We start from the raw sequence: 19,692 nt of genomic DNA, 5'->3' as shown, positions 1-19,692 counted from the left end.
TAATGATAATAGATATTTGATGATTGATTATATCATTTAAATATTGAGTTTTTGAGAGGCTGGTATATGTATGGATAATAAAAAGTTTGAGTCAACTTTAGCATATTTTTGTTCGCCAGTATTGATGGCTAGCAAGGTGTCGAACTTGGTATCAATTTCTAAGCAAGAGATTCCAAGCGTTATAGGGCTTGTGCAGTCCTACAATAAAGATTTTGCCAAGTATGACATAAATATATTGCCTGTATGCGAGTGTGGCAATAGGGTTTTATTATTTGTATATAGGCAGTCACTTCTTGGCGAGTATTTGAGAGAGGAAAATGTCAGTTCCATGCTAGAAGAATATGGCTACCACAAGCATAAGTCATTGAACTACTATGTTTCAATCTTGAGTATGAGAATGAAGAAGGGAAACTTCCCACATGAGATAGGTCTATTCCTGGGTTATCCAGTTGAGGACGTAAGAGGCTTTGTAGAAAAACAGGGTAGAGATTATAAGTATAATGGTTATTGGAAGGTCTATGGTGACTGTAATTTGGCCATTAGGAGATTTAATACCTATGACAAGCTAAGAAATTACATGTTGGGTAAACTAAGCGGGGGCGAGAGTTTGGATTCTATTCTAAGCCAAAATAAAAATAAATTATTCACAGCATAAGGAGGAATTTTTGTAATGAAAAAAGTAGGAGTATTTTATTGGAGTGGTTCAGGTAACACAGAAAAGATGGCAGAAGCTATCGGTGCAGGACTAGCAGCAGCTGGTGTTGAATATGATGTAGTAAATATATCAAGTGATTCTAAGAATGTAGCTGACTACGAAAAGTTAATGTTTGGTTGTCCATCAATGGGTGCTGAGCAGCTAGAAGAAGCTGAATTCGAGCCATTCTTTGACGAAGCAGAAAAGTCAATCTCAGGTAAGGACGTAGCTCTATTCGGATCTTACGGATGGGGAGACGGAGAATGGATGAGAAATTGGGTTGAAAGAGTTGAAGGATCAGGAGCATCTGTATTCAACGATGAAGGACTAATTATCAACGAAACACCAGATGATGATGGTATTGCTGAGTGTGAAAAGTTCGCAAAAGAATTTGCAGCTTGCTAATACAGTAATCAACAGTATTTATTGCGTTAATACTAACCTATATATTGAAATATAAAACAAAACCGTGACCAGTATTGTGTCACGGTTTTGTTTTATTGTATCAACTTTAATCTTCATCATCTATATACTCCAGTATGTCTCCAGGTTGGCAGTTTAGGACCCTGCAAAGATCATTTAAGGTAGAAAATCTGATTGCCTTTGCCTTGCCAGTTTTGAGGATAGATAGGTTGGAGTTGGTGATATTTATTTTATTAGATAGGTCTTTTAGTGAAATATTATTTTTCAGCATTACCATGTCTAGATTTACCTTTATTGACATATAAAACTTCCTTTCTGATAGGCTTTACGATTGAAGAGCTAGGTTACTTGTTAGCTGGTATGTGGGTATCACAGGCATGAAATAAGTCATAAGACAATATTCCAAGTAGGGCTATACTAAAGTTCAAAAAAGACCTGTAGGAATGAGGCAATATAAGTGCCTCCAAGACCTTTTTGTCGGTTATATAGCCAGTATATAAGTTTAGTAGTCCACAGATAATTGAAATTACTATGATAAAGACTATAAGCCTATGTCCACCATATCCACCTTCGTGTTTATCTTGACTATCCCCTAAATTTTTATTCTTTGACCATCTAGCTGCTACAAGTCTATATGATGAGTCTGTAGCCTGTGATTTAAAGATAGGTACCCTATAGTTATATATTTTAAATAGGTAGATAGTGATCATAGGGTACAGCATATTGTTTAGGACGGATATTATATTGAGTATAAAAGTTCTTTTATCACAAGTTTTTTCAGTTATTTCCAGTATCAATATCAGGAAACCAGCAATAAAGGTTGAAGCTGCCTTAAAGCTGTATAAGATAAGTATAGAAATTAATCCTATGCTTATATACCTTCCAATTTTTGAACCTTCCAATAGGGATATTCCAACAAATAAGAAGATAGAGCTTGTAAACAAGTAACTGCAGCATGATTCAGATAACGGAATTCCCATAAGTGTGTTATTGACCGGAGACATCAAAAATAGGTCTTCAGCTATGTTCATGCAGGCGCATAAAAATACTAACAATGATACTGTGAAGAAGTATCTCTTCTTGTTGAACAAGTAGACACAAAAGGCCACTAGTGACAATATTAGTAGTATAATACAGGCTATGTCAGGTAGGTTTCTGGCTATTAAGTTATCGCTTAGGCTAGATGATTTGTAGGCGTATGTCAGAAGTCTTAGTTTGTAGTTTAGCATTTTTATAGATGCTAATGACAATATGGCCAAGACCATCAAAACAGAGCTCATTATCAACTTTAGGCCAGCATTTATTTTAAGTGATTTTTTATACATTTACCTTATTTCTCCAATTATTTCTCCAATTTTAGATTTATATTAGACCATATTATATATTGATTGAGTCTACTTATTTATTATAGTCTAAATAGTCAGGTCTTGGTAGTCCTTTATTTCAATGGATTTTTTGCATATATATCTGACCATATATGTAAGCATAGCAAATATTAACAGTGTATATGTTGTTCCACTTAATATATTTAACGAAAACCAACATATATATGTATTTTTATTATAAATATTTAATTTGTCTTTGTCAATATATATTTATTGAAAAACAATAAATTATATTTCTTTATCAATAAGTAATTTGTAGGTACGTATATTTTTAAATTAACTTATAGATGAAAATCTATATTGACTAATGTGAACAAAAATTATATAATTATATTGTGAAAATAAAGAACAATGTTCGTGATTATACGAACTATATATACTGATAAAATTTATTTTATTAAGAAAAAAACTTTTTTTAGTCACTTTGTTTCTAAAAAGTCAAAAGAAACTATATTTTAGGAGGTTTATAATGGAATTTAAGACAGATATTGAAATAGCACAGGAAGCTAATCCTCAGGATATAAGGGACATAGCAAAAAAAATAAATCTATCAGAAGACGACATTGAGCTATACGGCAAGTACAAGGCTAAGATAGACTACAATGTATTAAATAGAACTAAGTCAAGGGCAGGTAAGCTGATCCTTACTACTGCTATCAACCCAACTCCAGCTGGTGAAGGTAAGACGACAACTTCAATAGGTGTAGCTGATGCCCTAGCAAAGCTTGGTAAGAACGTAATAGCAGCTCTAAGAGAGCCATCAATGGGACCAGTATTTGGTATCAAGGGTGGTGCAGCAGGTGGTGGTTATGCCCAGGTAGTACCTATGGAAGATATCAACCTACACTTTACAGGTGATATGCACGCTATAGGAGCTGCCAACAACTTATTGGCTGCCATGCTAGACAACCATGTCTACCAGACAAACTCCCTAAACATCAATCCAAAGAGAATAACTTGGAGAAGATGTGTTGATATGAACGACAGACAGTTAAGAAACGTAGTAGACGGTCTAGGTAAGAAGGTCGACGGTGTTACTAGAGAAGATGGATTTGACATAACTGTTGCATCAGAAGTAATGGCAGCATTTTGTCTATCAAACAATATATCAGAGCTAAAGGAAAATCTTGGTAACATAGTAGTTGCCTACAATTATTCAGGTAAGCCTGTAACAGCAAGAGACCTTAATGCACATGGTGCTATGGCAGCTATCCTAAAGGATGCCCTAAAGCCAAACCTAGTGCAGACTCTTGAAGGTACTCCAGCAATATTACATGGTGGACCATTTGCCAATATAGCTCACGGATGTAACTCAATCATAGCTACAAAGATGGGTATGCATATGGCTGATTATGTTGTGACAGAGGCTGGATTTGGAGCGGACCTAGGTGCTGAAAAGTTCCTAGACATCAAGTGTAGAAAGGCTGGCATCAGACCAGATGCTGTAATTATAGTAGCAACTGTAAGGGCTCTTAAGTATAATGGTGGGGTTGCCAAGGACCAGCTAAACAATGAAAATCTTGAAGCCCTAGAAAAGGGACTTCCAAACCTGTTAAAGCATATAGAGAATATAACTCAGGTATACAAGATACCAGCAGTAGTTGCAATCAATAGATTCCCACTAGATACTGATGCAGAGCTAGCCCTTGTTAGGTCTAAGTGTGAAGAATTAGGTGTAAAGGTTGCCCTATCAGAAGTTTGGGCAAATGGTGGAGAAGGCGGAATTGAAGTTGCTAATGAAGTCCTAAAGCTGATTGAAGAAGGAGAAAACAACTTCGAATACTGCTATGAAGAAGACATGACTATCAAGGAAAAGCTAAATGCTATAGCAACTAAAATATATGGAGCTGACGGCGTAAACTACACTAAGGAAGCCAACAAGCAGATAGCTGAACTAGAAGAGCTTGGATTTGGAAATCTACCAGTGTGTGTTGCCAAGACTCAGTATTCTCTTTCTGATGACCAGACAAAGCTTGGAAGACCTACAGGATTTACAATTGAGGTAAGACAGGCCAATATATCTGCAGGAGCTGGATTTGTCGTAGTTATGACTGGTGAGATCATGAAGATGCCAGGTCTACCAAAGCTACCAGCAGCAGAAAGAATAGATGTAGATGAAAATGGAAAGATATCAGGTCTATTCTAGTAAAAAATTTCTAGATTATTCACAATAATAAACTTATGCTTTTTAATAAAAAAGTGCCTTAGAGTCCTAGGGCACTTTTGCTATTTAAGCATAAAAATTTTTTAAAGAGACCATTGTAGCAACTAACATTGTTATTAAGCTCAACAAGAGTCTGTATAAGTTGGTCTCTTCATGAGAAATATTGCCTATATTATGGTATACTAGTTAATGTGAAAATCATATTCTATTAATTAATCGCTTGGCGATTGGACAACTTAGATTATAAAAGTAAATAATAATAAATAAAATTTAGACTGGGGGTAATATATGTATATAAACAATAGTATGAAAGAATTTGCAGGTGATTTGGGAGCCAAAAAATCTATGCCGGGTGGTGGTTCAGCTGCTGCCTATGCTGCGACTATGGCAAATTCATTAGCCATGATGGTTGCAAACTTCACCTTAGGAAAGAAGAAGTATGCTGACTATGAAGAGGACATAGTCAGGATATTAGATAGGGCACAGAAGATGTCTGAAGATGTGATGTCTTTGGTTGACAAGGATATAGAGGCATTTTTGCCACTATCAAACTGTTATAAGATGCAAGCCAATACTGAGGAAGAAAAAAAAGCCAAGGCCCTAGAGATGGAAAAATGCTTGAGGGGCGCTGCCATGGTTCCAATGGAGATACTTGATATATCCAAGGATATACTTGACCTACATGAAGAACTCCTTATTAAGGGCTCAGTTATGCTATTAAGTGATGTCGGTGTGGGTGCTGAAATGGTTAGAGTAGCTGCCAAGAGTGCCTATATAAATATAAATGTAAACACAAAATATATGAAGGACAGGGACTATGCTGACAAGGCAGTCCTAAAGTATGCTGATCTTTTGAAGGTTATAGAAGACAAGTGTGATAGAATATATAGTGAAGTGATGAATAGATTGTAGTTAGTGAGGGAAAATAATGATCGAAAATAAGAAGAGTGAAGTTACAAATAATAAGATTGAGCTTACAAATGAAGATAAGATAATGTATGGAAAGCCCCTTGCTGATAAAATTACGCAGGGGGTTACAGAAAGGGTTCAAAACCTAAAATCAAAGGGTATACAGGTCAAGCTTGCTATTTTAAAAGTGGGCAATAGACCAGATGACGAGGCCTACCAAAGGGGGGCTATGTCAAGGGCTGAAAAGTGTGGAATTGAGACTGAAGTTGTAGAACTTGATGATAGGGTAAGCCAGGAAGACTATATAGCAGCCCTTGAAAGACTTAATAAAGACGACAAGGTGCACGGTATACTGTGTTTTAGACCCTTGCCAAGTCACATAGATGAGGACCTAGTCCAGTATAAGATTTCTCCAGAAAAAGACGTTGACTGTTTTTCTCCTATAAATATAGCTAGGTTGGTCGATGGTGACAAGAGGGCATTTTCACCTTGCACACCAGAGGCAGTTATAGAGATCTTGAAGTTTTACAATATAGATATGGTGTCAAAGAATGTAGTAGTATTGGGTAGGTCTATGGTTGTAGGCAAGCCTCTATCAATGCTTTTGTTAAATGAAAATTCAACAGTTACTATATGCCATTCAAAGACAAGGGATATAGAAAAGATAGCTTCTAGGGCTGATATAATAGTCTCTTGCATGGGAAGGGCTAGAATGGTCGGCGCTGACTATGTAGGTCAAGGGGCTTGCCTTGTAGATGTAGGTATAAATTTTGATGAAAATGGTAAGATGTGTGGAGACATAGATTTTGACTCAGTTATTGACAGGTGCTCAAGGATCACCCCAGTTCCTAAGGGTGTTGGAGGAGTTACAAGTTCTATACTAGTTGCACATACACTGAGGGCTTGCGAAAATCTTATCGATACTAAATTAAAATAATTATGCGACATTGGGGGCGAAAGTAGTGTTTAAAAAGAAGAATGAAAATGTAATGACAATTTTAAAAAGATCCAGTGGCCTAAAGTACAAGATGATTATACATTCCTTTGTTGTTGGCTTGCTAGCAGGAGGAATTATAGTTGGCTATAGGTTACTGGGGGAAGTTTTATTAAAAAGTTTTAAAAAAGCCTATATCTTTGCAGAAAATGGGCCTATATATATAGTGGGGATATTCTTGCTTCTGGCTATAATGGCATATTTCGTTGCATACTGTGTAAGACAGGAGCCTAATATATCAGGGTCTGGTATACCCCAGGTAGAAGGAGCTATTACAAAGAGGATATCTACAAATTGGAAGAAGGTACTTTTTTATAAGTTTTTCGGTGGTATTGTAGCTCTAGCAGCTGGTTTGTCAGTTGGTAGGGAGGGGCCGTCTATACAGATGGGAGCATCAGTAGGAGAGGGTGTCTCCAAGTTTACAAACAAGCTTGACTATGAGCACAAGTACCTTATGACAAGTGGGGCATCAGCTGGTCTTGCAGCTGCCTTTAATGCTCCTCTTGCTGGTGTTATGTTCGCCTTAGAGGAAGTACATAAGAATTTCTCACCTATAGTCCTACTTTCAGCCATGGTATCTGCCGTGACAGCGGATGTTATAACCAAGTCCATATTGGGGATAAATCCGGCCCTTATGTTTAAACACCTAAATATAATGCCTATAAAATACTATTGGTCATTGATAATTCTGGGAATAGTTCTGGGAATATGTGGATATATTTTCAACCACGGGGTCATATTTTCAAAGCACTTATACAAAAAGATGCCTATTAGACTAGAGCATAAGATATTGATTCCCTTCATGTTTTCTGGTTTGGTAGGACTTACTTTTCCAGTGCTTTTAGGTGGTGGCCATGATATTATAGTAAATATGCAGGTCCTTCATCTGACTATATTTATGACATTTGCATTTTTGGTAATAAAGTATATATTCACCTTTGTGGCGTTTGGTTCTGGAGTTCCAGGGGGAATTTTCCTACCACTACTTGGCATAGGAGCCCTAGCTGGCAACCTAGTAGGTCTAGTGTGTATCAAGCTTGGTGTTCCACAGGACTATCTTGTCAATTTTGCTGTACTAGCTATGGCAGGTCATTTTGCAGCTACAGTAAAGGCACCTATTACAGGTATTATACTTATATTTGAGATGACAGGTACATTTGAACACTTGCTACCCCTTTCTATAGTTGTATTTGTAGCCTTGATAGTGTCAGACCTACTGAATGTAGAGCCTGTATACGACATGTTGTTAGAGGATATACTCAAGGGTAATCACACAGGATATGAAGGTCAACCTGACAAGAAGACCCTTATTGAATTTTCTGTTCAGATGACAAGTCAGATAGAGGGGAATATGGTCAAGGACATAGAGTGGCCTGATGATTGTCTTCTAGTATCCATCAAGAGGGCAAGCAAAGAGATAATTCCTAGGGGGAATACTCAGATTTTAGAGGGAGACATGATAACCGTAATGGTCAACCAAACTGAATCTGCTAGGATGATAGACTACTTTACAGCTATAACTAGTCACATATAATTTTAGGCGTAAACTAATCACATATAAGGAGGTTTGATATGGCCGAACTAAATAATGAACAAAAATTGGCAGTTGGCCATATAGATGGACCTTGTATGGTGATAGCAGGTCCTGGATCAGGTAAGACCAGGGTCATAGCCCATAGGATAATCAACATGGTAAAGAACCACTCAATCCCACCTACTAGGATCCTAGCTATATCATTTACCAAGGCATCATCCCTTGAGATGAAGTCTAGAACCCTTGATATGGGGCAGGATGATAGGTTGAAAAAGGTCAATTTTGCAACCTTCCACTCAGCATTTTTTAGGATCTTGAGAAGGTATGATGGGGTCAGTCTTGAGGACCTCCTATCAGAGGTAGATAGGTTCAAACTTGCCAAGAGCATACTAAAATTTTTGAAGGTCAAGGACTTTAGTGATGATGACGTGCTAGATGTCCTAGGTGAGATATCCTATGTCAAAAATGACTTGATAGACTATAGGGACTACGAGTCTAGCACCTTTGAGTCAGAGGTTTTTCAAAAGATATTTGAATTATATGAGAGAGAAAAAAAGAAATACAATAAGATAGATTTTGATGATATGTTGATCAAGGCATTTGACCTCTTGAAGGAAAATGCCCAAGTCTTGTCTATTGTGAGGCAGGTATTTAGGTATATATTAATTGACGAGTTTCAGGATATAAACAAGGTTCAATTTGAAGTGATCAGGTTGATAGCCAGTCCTCAAAATAATATATTTGTAGTAGGTGACGAGGACCAGTCAATATATGGTTTTAGGGGAGCTAGGCCTGATTTTATGTTGGACTTTGATAGGTACTTTGAGGGTGCCAAAAAGTTGGTTTTGAAGAACAATTACAGGTCCAAAAGGACCATAGTAGATATGTCATCCAAGTTGATCAAAAACAACAAGAACCGTTATGAAAAAGAGATAGTTGCATCTAGGAATGAAGAGGTCAAGTTGAGGTTTATAGAGCCTAAAGACAGTGATGATGAGGCTATCCAAATAGCCAATCAAATAAAGTCTATGGTCGAGAAAAAAAGTTCTGACTACCAGTATGAAGACTTTTCTGTTATATATAGGACCAATAGGCAGGCAAGGCCATTTGTAGATGCCTTTATGGACCAGAGGATACCCTTTGTATTGAAGGACTCTGCAAAGACAATATATGAGCACTGGGTCAGCCTGGATATACTAGCCTACCTTAGGATAGCCATGAATATAGGGACTAATGATGACTGGGTCAGGATAATAAACAAGCCCTTTAGGTATATATCCAAGGCCAGTGTAAGTAGGGCTAGTAAGTCAGATGACTTCTTTGACAGCCTACTCAAGGATGACGATTTAAAGTCATTCCAAAAGAGGGACTTGGAAGACCTATTTGAAGATCTCAACTATGTAAGAGGTCTGAGGCCAGAGTATGCTATATCATATATCAGGTCCACCCTTGATTATGACAGGTATGTCCTAGAATACTGCCACGAGAGAAGGGTTAAGTCTAAGGCCATTGTAGAGATTTTGGACGAACTGGAGACTTCATCTAAGGCCTTTAAGACGAGTTTTGACTTTTTTAAGCATATAGATGAGGTTAAAGAAGAGGTCAGAAAGAGGACCAATAAATCTAAAAATCCGGCAAGCCTTAGTGACTTTGAGACCAAGGGTGTCGTACTAACGACTATGCATAGCAGTAAGGGCTTAGAGTTTCCAAATGTCTATATAGCGGGCTTGAATGAGGGCTTGGTTCCGTATGTGAGGTCATCAGATGAAGATATAGATGAGGACCACTTAGAGGAAGAAAGAAGGCTCCTATATGTTGCTATTACTAGGGCCAAGGACTCTCTTGTCATATCCAGTCCAGCCAAGAGATTTGGAAAGAGGATAGGTAAATCACTCTTTATGGATGAGATAATGTAAGTTTGATATTGTAAAATATGTCGATAATAAAAAATAAAAAAATATAAAAAAGCTATTGACATTATCTAACTTAAGTACTATAATTTAAAACATCAAATAAATACAGCCGATGACGGAGAGAGTAGTTTAGATGAATTTACAGCGAGTTGGGGTTTTGGTGTGAGCCCGATATTGGATTTTGAGTGAAGAGAGCTTCTGAGGTTATTGGAGGAATTTAGTATTCCAATAGGTTTCCCGCCTTAAGGGTTTGAGTGGACAGTCAAATGTCAATTAGAGTGGTAACGCGGTGTATTCGTCTCTTAATCCCCCAGGGGATTAAGGGACTTTTTTAGTATAGTCCGGAATTTACTAGACGTGTTATTTCATTTACTGTCAACAAGAGTGGTAACGCGGTATATTCGTCTCTTGGTCATAGTGACCAAGGGGCTTTTTTTATTTTATATTATAAGGAGATAAGGATTATGAAAAAGGGATTAAAGAAATTAGCAGCATTAGGATTAGTAGCAGTAATGGCATTAGGAATGGTAGCATGTGGTAAGAAGGATGCAGGAGCAAACTCATCACAGACAGCCCTTGCCAAGATACAGGCAAATAAGAAATTAGTACTTGGTACATCACCAGACTACCCACCATTTGAATTTTTGGTGTCAGAAGGTGGTAAGGGAAATGTAGTAGGAGCAGATATAGAACTTGCTAAGAAGTTGGCAGAAAAAATGGGCGTAGAGCTTGAGATAAAGACAATAGACTTTGATGCCTTAATACCAGCCCTTCAGTCAGGCAAGGTAGATGTGGTTATAACAGGTATGTCACCAACAGAAGAACGTAAGAAAAACATAGACTTCTCAGATATATACTTCCAGGGTAAAAATGGTGTGATAGTTAAAAAGGGAGACGCTGGCAAGTACAAGACAGAAGATGACCTAAAGAAGGCAAAGCTTGGTGTTCAGAAAGGGTCTACTCAGGAAACATATATAAAGGATACATTGAAGGTTACAGGTTATAAGGGCCTAACAGCAGTACCAGACCTAGTTATGGACTTAAAGAATGGTAATGTAGATGCTATAGTTCTAAATGACAAGGTAGCAGGCATCAACGCCACTAAGTACGATGGTGTTGAGATAGTAAAAGACATAAAGATGACAAGCGCTGGTGAAGAAGAAGCCATGGCTATAGCAGTTAAAAAGGGAGACAACAAGGACCTAATAGAGTTGATGAACAAGGTAATCAAGGACCTTAATGCTTCAGGTGAATACGACAAGATTCTTGCAGATGCAGTTGAATTAGTTGGTAAGCAGGATAAGAAATAAGAAATATAAAATTGATTTAAAGTATAAGTTAGGAGATTATAATGGATTTTTTAGTTAATTACTACAGTTCCTTCCTATCAGGGACTGGCATAACAATAGGACTGTCATTCTTGGCCCTGTTCTTGGGTTTCTTTGTAGGATTGATAGCATGTATAGGAAAGATATCTAATTCAAAAGTAGCTAGCATTATAGCTAGTATATATATTGAAGTCATAAGGGATACGCCACTTATGATTCAGCTAGCTATAATATATTTTGGACTACCATCACTAGGGGTTAATTTCCCAAGCTTGTTTGGTCTACCAGAAGAGTTTACAGCGGGTGTATTTGCCCTTACCCTAAACTCAGGTGCCTATGTAGCAGAGATTATGCGTTCTGGTATCCAGGCTGTCAATAAGGGACAGATGGAAGCCAGCCGATCTCTAGGACTTAATTACTGGCAGGCAATGAGGTATGTAATAGTACCTCAGGCAGTGAAAAACATACTGCCAGCCCTAGCAAATGAGTTTATATCACTAATCAAGGAGTCAGCTATAGTGTCTGTAGTTGGTATTACAGACCTTACTTTCTTTGCATCATCAGTGAAGAATTCAACTGGTGACTTCTTTGGACCATATATATTTGCTGCGGTGGTATATTTTGTAATTACATTTACGCTATCAAAGCTAGTAGGTCTACTAGAAAAGAAGATGTCAACAGAAAGGTAGGAAGAGCTATGAATGAAAAAGAAGTACTATTGGAATTAAAAAATCTTAAAAAATCATTTGGTAACCTAGATGTTATCAAGGGGATTGACCTAGAAATAGATAAGGGAGACATCCTGGTAATAGTTGGACCATCAGGTTCTGGTAAGTCTACTGTACTAAGGTGTATGAACCTACTTGAAGAGCCTACAGGTGGTCAGATAATATTTGAAGGCCAGCCTATAACATCAGGCAAGGGTATAGACAAGACTAGGGAAAAAATAGGTATGGTATTCCAGAACTTCAACCTATTCCCAAACAAGACTATAATGGACAATATCACCCTAGCGCCTATGAAGGTCAAGGGCAAATCCAAGGAAGAGGCGGAGAAAAAGGCAGTAGAGCTACTAAAGAGGGTAGGCCTGATAGACAAGAAGGATGCCTATCCAGCCCAGTTATCAGGTGGCCAGCAGCAGCGTATAGCAATAGCTAGGGCCCTTGCTATGGAGCCGGATATGATGCTGTTTGACGAGCCCACATCAGCCCTAGACCCAGAGATGGTAAAGGAAGTTCTTGATGTAATCAAGGAGCTTGCCCAAGAAGGTATGACAATGGCCATAGTTACCCATGAGATGGGCTTTGCCAAGGAAGTAGCAGACAGGGTAATATTTGTAGATGGCGGTGTAATTGTTGAGGATGGTACACCAGCAGAGGTATTTGAATCTCCTAAGACAGACAGGACAAAAGAATTCTTTGCCAAGGTATTGATATAGCAGCTAGAGTGGTTTTCCATCACTAAAATATAAAATCCTTATAATCCTAGAAGACCATTAATGTTACTATTTTAGTTATGTTAATGGTCTTTTAGATGCCATTTATTTGATGATATTTATATAAAGCTAAAATGACCATCCTATCATAATCTGAAAGGATGGTCATTTGTATATTTTTATTTTTCTCCGTTCACATAGTAGTCTATTAGACTATCAAAGGTATCTTCCCTGTATAGTCCGGTTGATTCTACTGTTTTTCCCGTCTTGTGGTCCCTCATATATACATTTAGGGACGCTAGTTTTAGACGTTTCTGGAAGATATTTTGTTTCTTTTCCACCATATCTATCCTCGTATAGGGGATTATCTCTGTAGATTTTGACATTATGCCCCTGATTATGACCAATTTTTTTGGTGACATATATACATTGGTCATGTTGGTAGATACTATTGCCTCCACAGCTACTAGGATAAAGGCTCCTATTACAGATAAGAATAGGACTATAGGGTTTGGGTTTATAAGGTATACAATCGCTAAAACCAAGGGTAGCAACAAGATATTTCTCGTAAGTTTGTATCTGTAGATTATATCAAGCGGCTTTTCTATATAGGCTTCCCTTGGCTTGTCCTTAAAGATTGTTGTATCTTTAGTTTTTGTGGTCTCTTTAGAGTTGCTTTTTTCCGTGTCTATGTAGTCTATCACTAGGCCAGCATCACTAGCAAATTTTTCTAGCTGGTTATTTTTCATATAGAGGCTGACTAGGTTTCCCTCTCCTGACATATTGCCCATACCTATTACATCGATGCTGATGCACTTAAATCCAAGTAACCTAGCGACAAGGTCTTGCCTTGTGGATACAGATATTATGTTTTTTCTAGCTATATCAAAGGACTTGACCTCTGTAAGACCATGGGATATATGGATATTTTCAGAGTCAGCTACTACCCTCAGGCCATAAAAATCATTTAGACCTGTTATAAAGTCCTTTATAATAATCAATATGGATATAAATAGTAGTCCATCCTTGTTATTTAGACTAGATACAATACCGGAGCAAAACATGATGATTGTAAATGGTCCGGCTGAAAGTAAGACGTGTCTAATCACCTGGTTGATACTGAACTTGTAGTCAAAGCTTGTATTTTCGGAGCTTATGCAAGTCTTGGATGCCGATTCTATTTTATCAGTTTCAATATTTTCTAGCGGAGAATTTACAAGTCCAAGGTTGTAGTTTTTGATTCTGTTCTTTAAGTCCATGGCATCAGATTTTTTCATCGTTATAGAATAATCTTCTGTCATGGCTGTTTCAGATGAATTGATGTCTATTTTTACGTCCTTTAGGCCACAGATCATATATAGTATGCCAGAGTTTAGGTTGACGTTGGATATATGAGATAGGGGTACTTCCTTGGATTCCTTTTTTAAGAGTCCCTTGTACTCAGACTTGATACTAGTTTTTTCAAGTATTAGCCTAGTATTTTTCCATTTTAGGGTCTTGTAGGTTAGTAGGATGGCTACAATCAAGGGTTGTGCTGCTACTATCAATATAATAATCATGGAAATCTTTGTAGAGAAGTCTCCGCTTTTAAAGTCTCTTAGAGTCTCGTGTATAAAAGACATGGTCCAGTCTTTTGAAAAGTACAGAATCAAGAGGTAGCTAAATAAGAGACCGCCTACATCCCTTAGGATTGATATGGGTATATAAAGGGGGCTGTAACGATAAACTTTTTTATCTGCCATTTACTCATCCTCCTTGTTTTGTGCCTGGATAAGGGCTATTTCATGGATGATATTTTTTAAGTTATCGGCTATTTCTAAGGCCTCTTCTAACTCTATATATTCAAGAACCATATCTCCTCCAGCAGTTACTATATGTATATCAGCTAGACCAAAGAGCCTATTTATCCAATCAGATTCTATGTTTATCTGCTGCATACGCCTTATGGGTACTACCTGTCTCTCTATATTTATAATTCCAGTTATCTTGTCTACGCTAAGGTCACTGATCCTATAGGCATGTCTCTTGTAGCCGATTGTTGGAGAGAGTAGTATTTTAAGAACTGGTATGGCAAGTATTAGTAAAAACACTAGGTCCAAAGACCTATGTATTGGCCTTGTTATTTCAAAAAGATGTACTATGGTTCTTATGACTATTAGTATTAGTGCAACTATCAGGCTGATCTGTATTGATGACAATACCATAGCTATTTTTGCCTTGGGGTTTAACTTTTTGTAGCTTTGCTCCATTTGGTCCTCCTGAGTTTTATTATTTGAATTTGACTTGAGCTATATACTTTTGAGTTCTATACTGAGCTATATACTCATAAGCTATATACTGAGGTAGATATTCTTGCTATATACTAAAGCAGGTTTAGGGATTTTAGGGCGAATATCCATAGGGTAAATGTAACTGATGAGAATAGGGTAGTCAAGACAACTATATTGGACATAAGTATGTGGTCATTGTCCATCTCCTTTGCCATTACATATCCAGATATTGCTGATGGTGCTCCTAGCATAATTAGGATTGCTATAAGGCTAGGTCCCCTGAAACCTAGGTATACTGCTAGTGGTATAAAGGCAAGTGGCAACAAGACTAGCTTGATTAGGCTTGCCATAGCAGCTGGTATGAGCCTGGATTTTATATCAGTCATCTTGAAATTGGCACCTAGAGATATTAGCATTAGGGGAACACCTGCAGCCCCTATTGTTTTGACTGGTTTAAGAACTATTGGCGGTAGGTCTATATTTAGTAGACATACAAGAAATCCTACCATTATACCTATAATAAGTGGATTTTTGATTATAGATTTTAAGATAGTTTTTAGGTTGAGAGCCTTTTTTTGACCTCCATTGTACTTGTTTGCAGAAACAGTCAGTATAACAACTGAAAATGCATTGAATATAGGAACAGAGGCGAGTATCATCATAGGCACCATGCCAGAGTTACCGTATATATTTAGGGCGAAGGGCATACCCAAAATAGCAGCACTACCCCTGACAGAACCCTGCGTAAAGGATCCTACCATGGTCTTGTCTTTAACAAAGGCAGCTGACAAGATCCACATTATAAAGAACATTGCAAGAGTTACCAAAAAGCAAAAAACTATAAATTTGACATTGTCTGCAAATTTGACCTTTATAGTAGCTATATCGACCATAAGTACAAGCGGCAGACATACGTAGAAGGCCAGCTTGTCTGAAACACTCGTCCACTTCTCGTCAATAATTCCCAACTTTATAAATAATTTACCTGATATTATAACTATAAAAACAGGTATTGTTGCGTTTAGGGCAAATATAAAATTTTCCAAGATATCACCTCATTATTTAATATATAGTTTATAGTAAAATAATTATTATGTAAAGAATAAATCCATCTCTATATTTATGGATTTAACTAATAAAACTACTTTTTAGTATAGCACACATAAAATAGGCATACAAGTTGGATAGAACTAGATAAAAGATAAGTTGGTCTACCTAATATACATATATATATGATATAATAAAGTGTTAAAAGGAGTGATAAAATGAAGGCTTATTTAGACAATAGTGCAACTACAAAGCCATATAAGGAAGTTGTCGAAGAGATGGTATTGGCCCTTACAGAGGACTATTATAATCCGTCGGCTGCCTATAGGAATGGTTTTACGGTTGAAAAGAAGATAAAGAGTATTAGACAGAATATAGCTAGGAGCCTAGGTGTAGAGGACAAACATATAGTATTTACATCAGGAGGCACTGAGTCAAACAATGCAATCATAAACAGTGTTGCCAAGCTCAATAAAAAGAGAAGAAATCATATCATAACAAGCCAGATTGAGCATCCGGCTGTTTTGAATACAATAGCAGCCCTAGAGGAAGAGGGATTTGAAGTTACAAGACTAGGAGTTGACCAAAGTGGTAGGATCAACCTCGACGAATTAAGGGCAAGCATAAATGATAGGACTTGTCTTGTCAGTATTATGTATGTAAATAATGAGATAGGAGTAGTAGAGCCTGTAGAGGAAATAGCGAGACTTATCAAGTCTATAGACCCTGATATATACTTCCATGTTGATGCTGTCCAGGCCTATGGAAAGATAAACTACAAGTTGTCAGATATTGATATAGATTTTATGAGTGTTAGTGCCCACAAGATACATGGTCCTAAGGGAGTCGGATTTATGTATATTAGGGACCTGAACAAGTTTTATCCACTTATAAGGGGTGGTGGTCAGGAGTCAAATATGAGACCTGGAACTGAAAATGTGCCTGGTATATATGGTCTAGGCAAGGCCGTAGAGATATTATTTGACGATTTGGACTCTAAGATAGACAAGATGAAGTCTATGCGTGACTACTTATATTCACAAATAGAGGCTAATATCAAGGATATAAGGCTAAATTCAGACCTTGAAAAAGGAGTATGTCACATCTTGAGCGTGTCTTTCAAGGGGGTAAAGGGTGAGGTGTTACTTCACTACCTAGAGGAAGATGATATATGTGTATCTACAGGGTCTGCTTGTTCATCCAAGAAAAAGGGGTCTCATGTCCTAAATGCCATAGGTCTAGATTCAGAATATATAGATGGGACAGTGAGATTTAGTTTATGTTATGAGACTAGCAAGGAAGAGATAGACTATGCAGTTGAAAAATTAAAGAATTATGTAGAAACAATAAGGCTCCTATCAGGAAGAAATAGAAGAAGGTAATATTATAATATGAGAAAAGGAGAATAAATGTACAATATATTAATAGCAAAATACGGTGAGATAGGTGTAAAGGGCAAGAATAGGTACCTATTTGAAAACAAGCTTATAAGAAATATCAGAAATATGTTAAAGTCTATAGGTGAATTTCATGTATATAAGGAGTACGGAAGAATATATATAGATGTAGATGATACCAACTACCTAAAGGCTATGGACGAGGTAAGAAAGGTATTTGGAGTTGTGGGAGTTTGTCCTGCTATAAAAAGAGAGAAGGACTATGATGTCTTAAAGGAGACAGCCCTTGAATTATTAAAGGAAAAAGTAGAAAAAGGAAATATTGAAACATTCAAGATAGCATCAAAGAGGGGGGACAAGTCTTTTAAGTTTACTTCTCAGGAGATGTCTATAGATATAGGTGGCTTTGTACTGTCAAACCTAGATAACAAGTCTGTAAAGGTAGATGTTAGAAATCCTCAGATAACTATAACTTGCGAGTATAGAAATGAGCATACCCTAGTCTATGCAGATTCTGTTGCTGGTTACGGTGGTCTTCCTCTTGGAACAAATGGCAAGGCTATGTGCCTTCTATCAGGTGGTATAGACTCACCTGTATCTTCATGGATGGTAGCCAAAAGAGGAGTGGATATAGAGGCAGTTCATTTCCATTCGTATCCTTTCACAAATGAAAGGTCTCAGGAGAAGGTTAGGGACCTAGCTAGGATCCTATCAAAGTACTGTGGACCTATCAAGCTACATATGGTAAACACTCTAGATATACAAAAGGCAATAGCAGAAAATTGTAATGAAGAAGAGACTACAATCCTATCTAGAAGATTTATGATGAGAATAGCCCAGCAAATAGGTGAATCAAGGTACTGTACTGCCCTTGTAACAGGTGAGTCTATAGGTCAGGTTGCATCTCAGACTATGCAGGGATTATATTGTACTAATGCATCTGTAACTATGCCTGTATTTAGACCGCTAATAGCAATGGACAAGATAGATATTATAAAGATTGCAGAAGATATTGGAACTTATGAGACATCTATTATACCTGAAGCAGACTGCTGTTCACTATTCTCACCTAAAAAGCCAGTCACTAAGCCAAGACTTGAGAGAATAGAAAAATCAGAGACTAAGTTGGATGTTGAAGGACTAATAAAATCAGCAATAGAAAATTCAGTTATGGAAACTATATCATTTGAATAGATAAAGAAGGTGAAACCATGGCAGATAAAGCCTTAAAGAAGAACAACATAAAAAAAGTAGCCCTTATATTTGAGGGCGGAGGTATGAGGTGTGCTTTTTCGTCGGGCATTGCCAATAGTTTGGTAGAAAATAACTTATTTTTTGACTATATAGCCGGTATATCAGCGGGTACATCAACCTTAGTAAACTATATGACAAGGGACCCTAAGAGGACTAAGGATAGTTTTGTAGGTATTGTAGATGATCCACAGTTTGCAGGATGGTCTTACTTTATAAAGGGGAAGGGATTTTTTAATGCCGAGTATGTATATGAGCATACAGCCTATCCCGGTGGTAGTCTACCTTTAAATTATGAAGACTTCTCTTCAAATCCAGCCTTTTATAGGATTGTAGCCTATGATGTAAAGACAGGAAGGGCTAAGAACTTTTCAAGAGATGATGTGTCCAGCCTATCAGATCTTACAAAGATAGTAAGGGCGTCATCTTCCCTACCGATAGTAATGCCATACACAAAGATAGATGATAAAGTTTACTACGATGGTGGTCTTACAGGTGGAATACCTATAGATATAGCTATTGAAGATGGTTTTGACAAGTTCTTTATTGTTAGGACTCAAGAGAGGGGTTATAGAAAACCACAAGTAAAACACCCTAAAATGACGAGGACATACTTCAAGAAATTTCCTAATGTTGCAGAGGCTATAATAGCAAGGCCTGATATATATAACAAGCAGTGTGACATGGTTGAAAAGCTTGAAGAAGAAGGGAAAGCCTATGTTGTATATCCAGATATTATGCCCATAAAAAATAGGGAGTTGGATAGGGAAAAACTTGAAGCTATCTATGAAATGGCCCTAGACATGGGCAAAAGAGATATAGACAAGTGGAAGAATTTTTTGAGTGACTATGTCGAGGACTAGAAACATATAAGAGTTTAATAATATAAAAAATATAGAGTAGTCATTGTGGCATATCTTGATTTAAGGATTTGCGCTGACTACTCTT

18 protein-coding genes and 1 other annotated feature are annotated in these 19,692 nt (G+C 37.3%); of the genes, 13 read left to right on the top strand and 5 right to left on the bottom strand.

Annotated elements, in window-relative coordinates:
* The first annotated feature begins 70 nt into the window (after nucleotides 1–70).
* The gene (locus F823_RS0100585; RefSeq protein ID WP_002843200.1) at nucleotides 71–655 is read left to right on the top strand and encodes a DUF3793 family protein; all 585 of its coding nucleotides are present in this window, start codon (nucleotides 71–73) and stop codon (nucleotides 653–655) included.
* A 15-nt stretch (nucleotides 656–670) separates the two neighbouring features.
* Nucleotides 671–1,099 carry a flavodoxin gene (locus tag F823_RS0100580; protein WP_002843287.1) on the top strand — a complete coding sequence of 143 codons (429 nt, stop codon included), beginning with the start codon at nucleotides 671–673 and terminating at the stop codon, nucleotides 1,097–1,099.
* 106 nt (nucleotides 1,100–1,205) lie between these two features.
* On the opposite strand, the gene F823_RS0100575 is transcribed toward F823_RS0100580, so the two are convergent.
* On the bottom strand, nucleotides 1,206–1,418 hold the full coding sequence (locus F823_RS0100575; RefSeq protein ID WP_002843201.1) for a helix-turn-helix domain-containing protein: 213 nt from the start codon (nucleotides 1,416–1,418) through the stop codon (nucleotides 1,206–1,208).
* 43 nt (nucleotides 1,419–1,461) lie between these two features.
* Complete coding sequence (locus tag F823_RS0100570; RefSeq protein WP_019595243.1) at nucleotides 1,462–2,442, bottom strand: hypothetical protein; 981 nt, start codon at nucleotides 2,440–2,442, stop codon at nucleotides 1,462–1,464.
* Between the two features lie 529 nt (nucleotides 2,443–2,971).
* Here F823_RS0100570 and F823_RS0100565 point away from each other — a divergent pair.
* The 8 genes from F823_RS0100565 (at nucleotide 2,972) to F823_RS0100530 (ending at nucleotide 12,782) form a co-directional block, all read left to right on the top strand.
* Nucleotides 2,972–4,648: a formate--tetrahydrofolate ligase gene (locus F823_RS0100565; protein WP_002845428.1), complete on the top strand. Its 1,677-nt coding sequence runs from the start codon at nucleotides 2,972–2,974 to the stop codon at nucleotides 4,646–4,648.
* 306 nt (nucleotides 4,649–4,954) lie between these two features.
* Nucleotides 4,955–5,578, top strand: coding sequence for a cyclodeaminase/cyclohydrolase family protein (locus F823_RS0100560; RefSeq protein WP_002845426.1), 624 nt, complete (start codon nucleotides 4,955–4,957; stop codon nucleotides 5,576–5,578).
* 16 nt (nucleotides 5,579–5,594) lie between these two features.
* Nucleotides 5,595–6,512 carry a bifunctional 5,10-methylenetetrahydrofolate dehydrogenase/5,10-methenyltetrahydrofolate cyclohydrolase gene (locus F823_RS0100555; protein WP_002845424.1) on the top strand — a complete coding sequence of 306 codons (918 nt, stop codon included), beginning with the start codon at nucleotides 5,595–5,597 and terminating at the stop codon, nucleotides 6,510–6,512.
* A 25-nt stretch (nucleotides 6,513–6,537) separates the two neighbouring features.
* Nucleotides 6,538–8,103, top strand: a complete 1,566-nt coding sequence (locus F823_RS0100550) for a ClC family H(+)/Cl(-) exchange transporter (RefSeq protein WP_019595242.1) — start codon at nucleotides 6,538–6,540, stop codon at nucleotides 8,101–8,103.
* A gap of 38 nt (nucleotides 8,104–8,141) precedes the next feature.
* A complete protein-coding gene (locus F823_RS0100545) occupies nucleotides 8,142–10,019 on the top strand; it encodes an ATP-dependent helicase (RefSeq protein WP_002845422.1) in 1,878 nt (625 codons plus the stop codon).
* 100 nt (nucleotides 10,020–10,119) lie between these two features.
* Nucleotides 10,120–10,322: a binding site (T-box leader), on the top strand.
* Between the two features lie 158 nt (nucleotides 10,323–10,480).
* Nucleotides 10,481–11,326 carry a transporter substrate-binding domain-containing protein gene (locus F823_RS0100540; RefSeq protein ID WP_002845421.1) on the top strand — a complete coding sequence of 282 codons (846 nt, stop codon included), beginning with the start codon at nucleotides 10,481–10,483 and terminating at the stop codon, nucleotides 11,324–11,326.
* A 41-nt stretch (nucleotides 11,327–11,367) separates the two neighbouring features.
* The gene (locus F823_RS0100535; protein WP_002843292.1) at nucleotides 11,368–12,033 is read left to right on the top strand and encodes an amino acid ABC transporter permease; all 666 of its coding nucleotides are present in this window, start codon (nucleotides 11,368–11,370) and stop codon (nucleotides 12,031–12,033) included.
* 8 nt (nucleotides 12,034–12,041) lie between these two features.
* Entirely contained in the window at nucleotides 12,042–12,782 is a 741-nt protein-coding gene (locus F823_RS0100530; protein WP_002845420.1) for an amino acid ABC transporter ATP-binding protein, read from the top strand.
* 176 nt (nucleotides 12,783–12,958) lie between these two features.
* On the opposite strand, the gene F823_RS0100525 is transcribed toward F823_RS0100530, so the two are convergent.
* The 3 genes from F823_RS0100525 to F823_RS0100515 form a co-directional block, all read right to left on the bottom strand.
* On the bottom strand, nucleotides 12,959–14,521 hold the full coding sequence (locus tag F823_RS0100525) for a PH domain-containing protein (RefSeq protein WP_002845419.1): 1,563 nt from the start codon (nucleotides 14,519–14,521) through the stop codon (nucleotides 12,959–12,961).
* A complete protein-coding gene (locus tag F823_RS0100520; protein ID WP_002845418.1) occupies nucleotides 14,522–15,028 on the bottom strand; it encodes a PH domain-containing protein in 507 nt (168 codons plus the stop codon).
* 113 nt (nucleotides 15,029–15,141) lie between these two features.
* Entirely contained in the window at nucleotides 15,142–16,095 is a 954-nt protein-coding gene (locus tag F823_RS0100515; RefSeq protein ID WP_002845417.1) for an AEC family transporter, read from the bottom strand.
* A 219-nt stretch (nucleotides 16,096–16,314) separates the two neighbouring features.
* Between F823_RS0100515 and F823_RS0100510 the strand changes: the two genes are divergently transcribed.
* Genes F823_RS0100510 through F823_RS0100500 form a run of 3 tightly spaced genes read left to right on the top strand, consistent with a single transcriptional unit; the run spans nucleotide 16,315 to nucleotide 19,607 of the window.
* On the top strand, nucleotides 16,315–17,478 hold the full coding sequence (locus F823_RS0100510; protein WP_002843225.1) for a cysteine desulfurase family protein: 1,164 nt from the start codon (nucleotides 16,315–16,317) through the stop codon (nucleotides 17,476–17,478).
* A gap of 27 nt (nucleotides 17,479–17,505) precedes the next feature.
* On the top strand, nucleotides 17,506–18,687 hold the full coding sequence (gene thiI, locus F823_RS0100505) for a tRNA uracil 4-sulfurtransferase ThiI (protein ID WP_002845416.1): 1,182 nt from the start codon (nucleotides 17,506–17,508) through the stop codon (nucleotides 18,685–18,687).
* Nucleotides 18,688–18,704: 17 nt separating this feature from the next.
* Complete coding sequence (locus F823_RS0100500; protein WP_002845415.1) at nucleotides 18,705–19,607, top strand: patatin-like phospholipase family protein; 903 nt, start codon at nucleotides 18,705–18,707, stop codon at nucleotides 19,605–19,607.
* Nucleotides 19,608–19,692: the final 85 nt, after the last annotated feature.

Source organism: Peptostreptococcus anaerobius VPI 4330 = DSM 2949 (genome assembly GCF_000381525.1).
GTDB classification, from domain to species: domain Bacteria; phylum Bacillota; class Clostridia; order Peptostreptococcales; family Peptostreptococcaceae; genus Peptostreptococcus; species Peptostreptococcus anaerobius.
The sequence above is the reverse complement of the archived record's forward strand: the minus strand, read 5'-3'. Positions and strand labels throughout refer to the sequence as shown.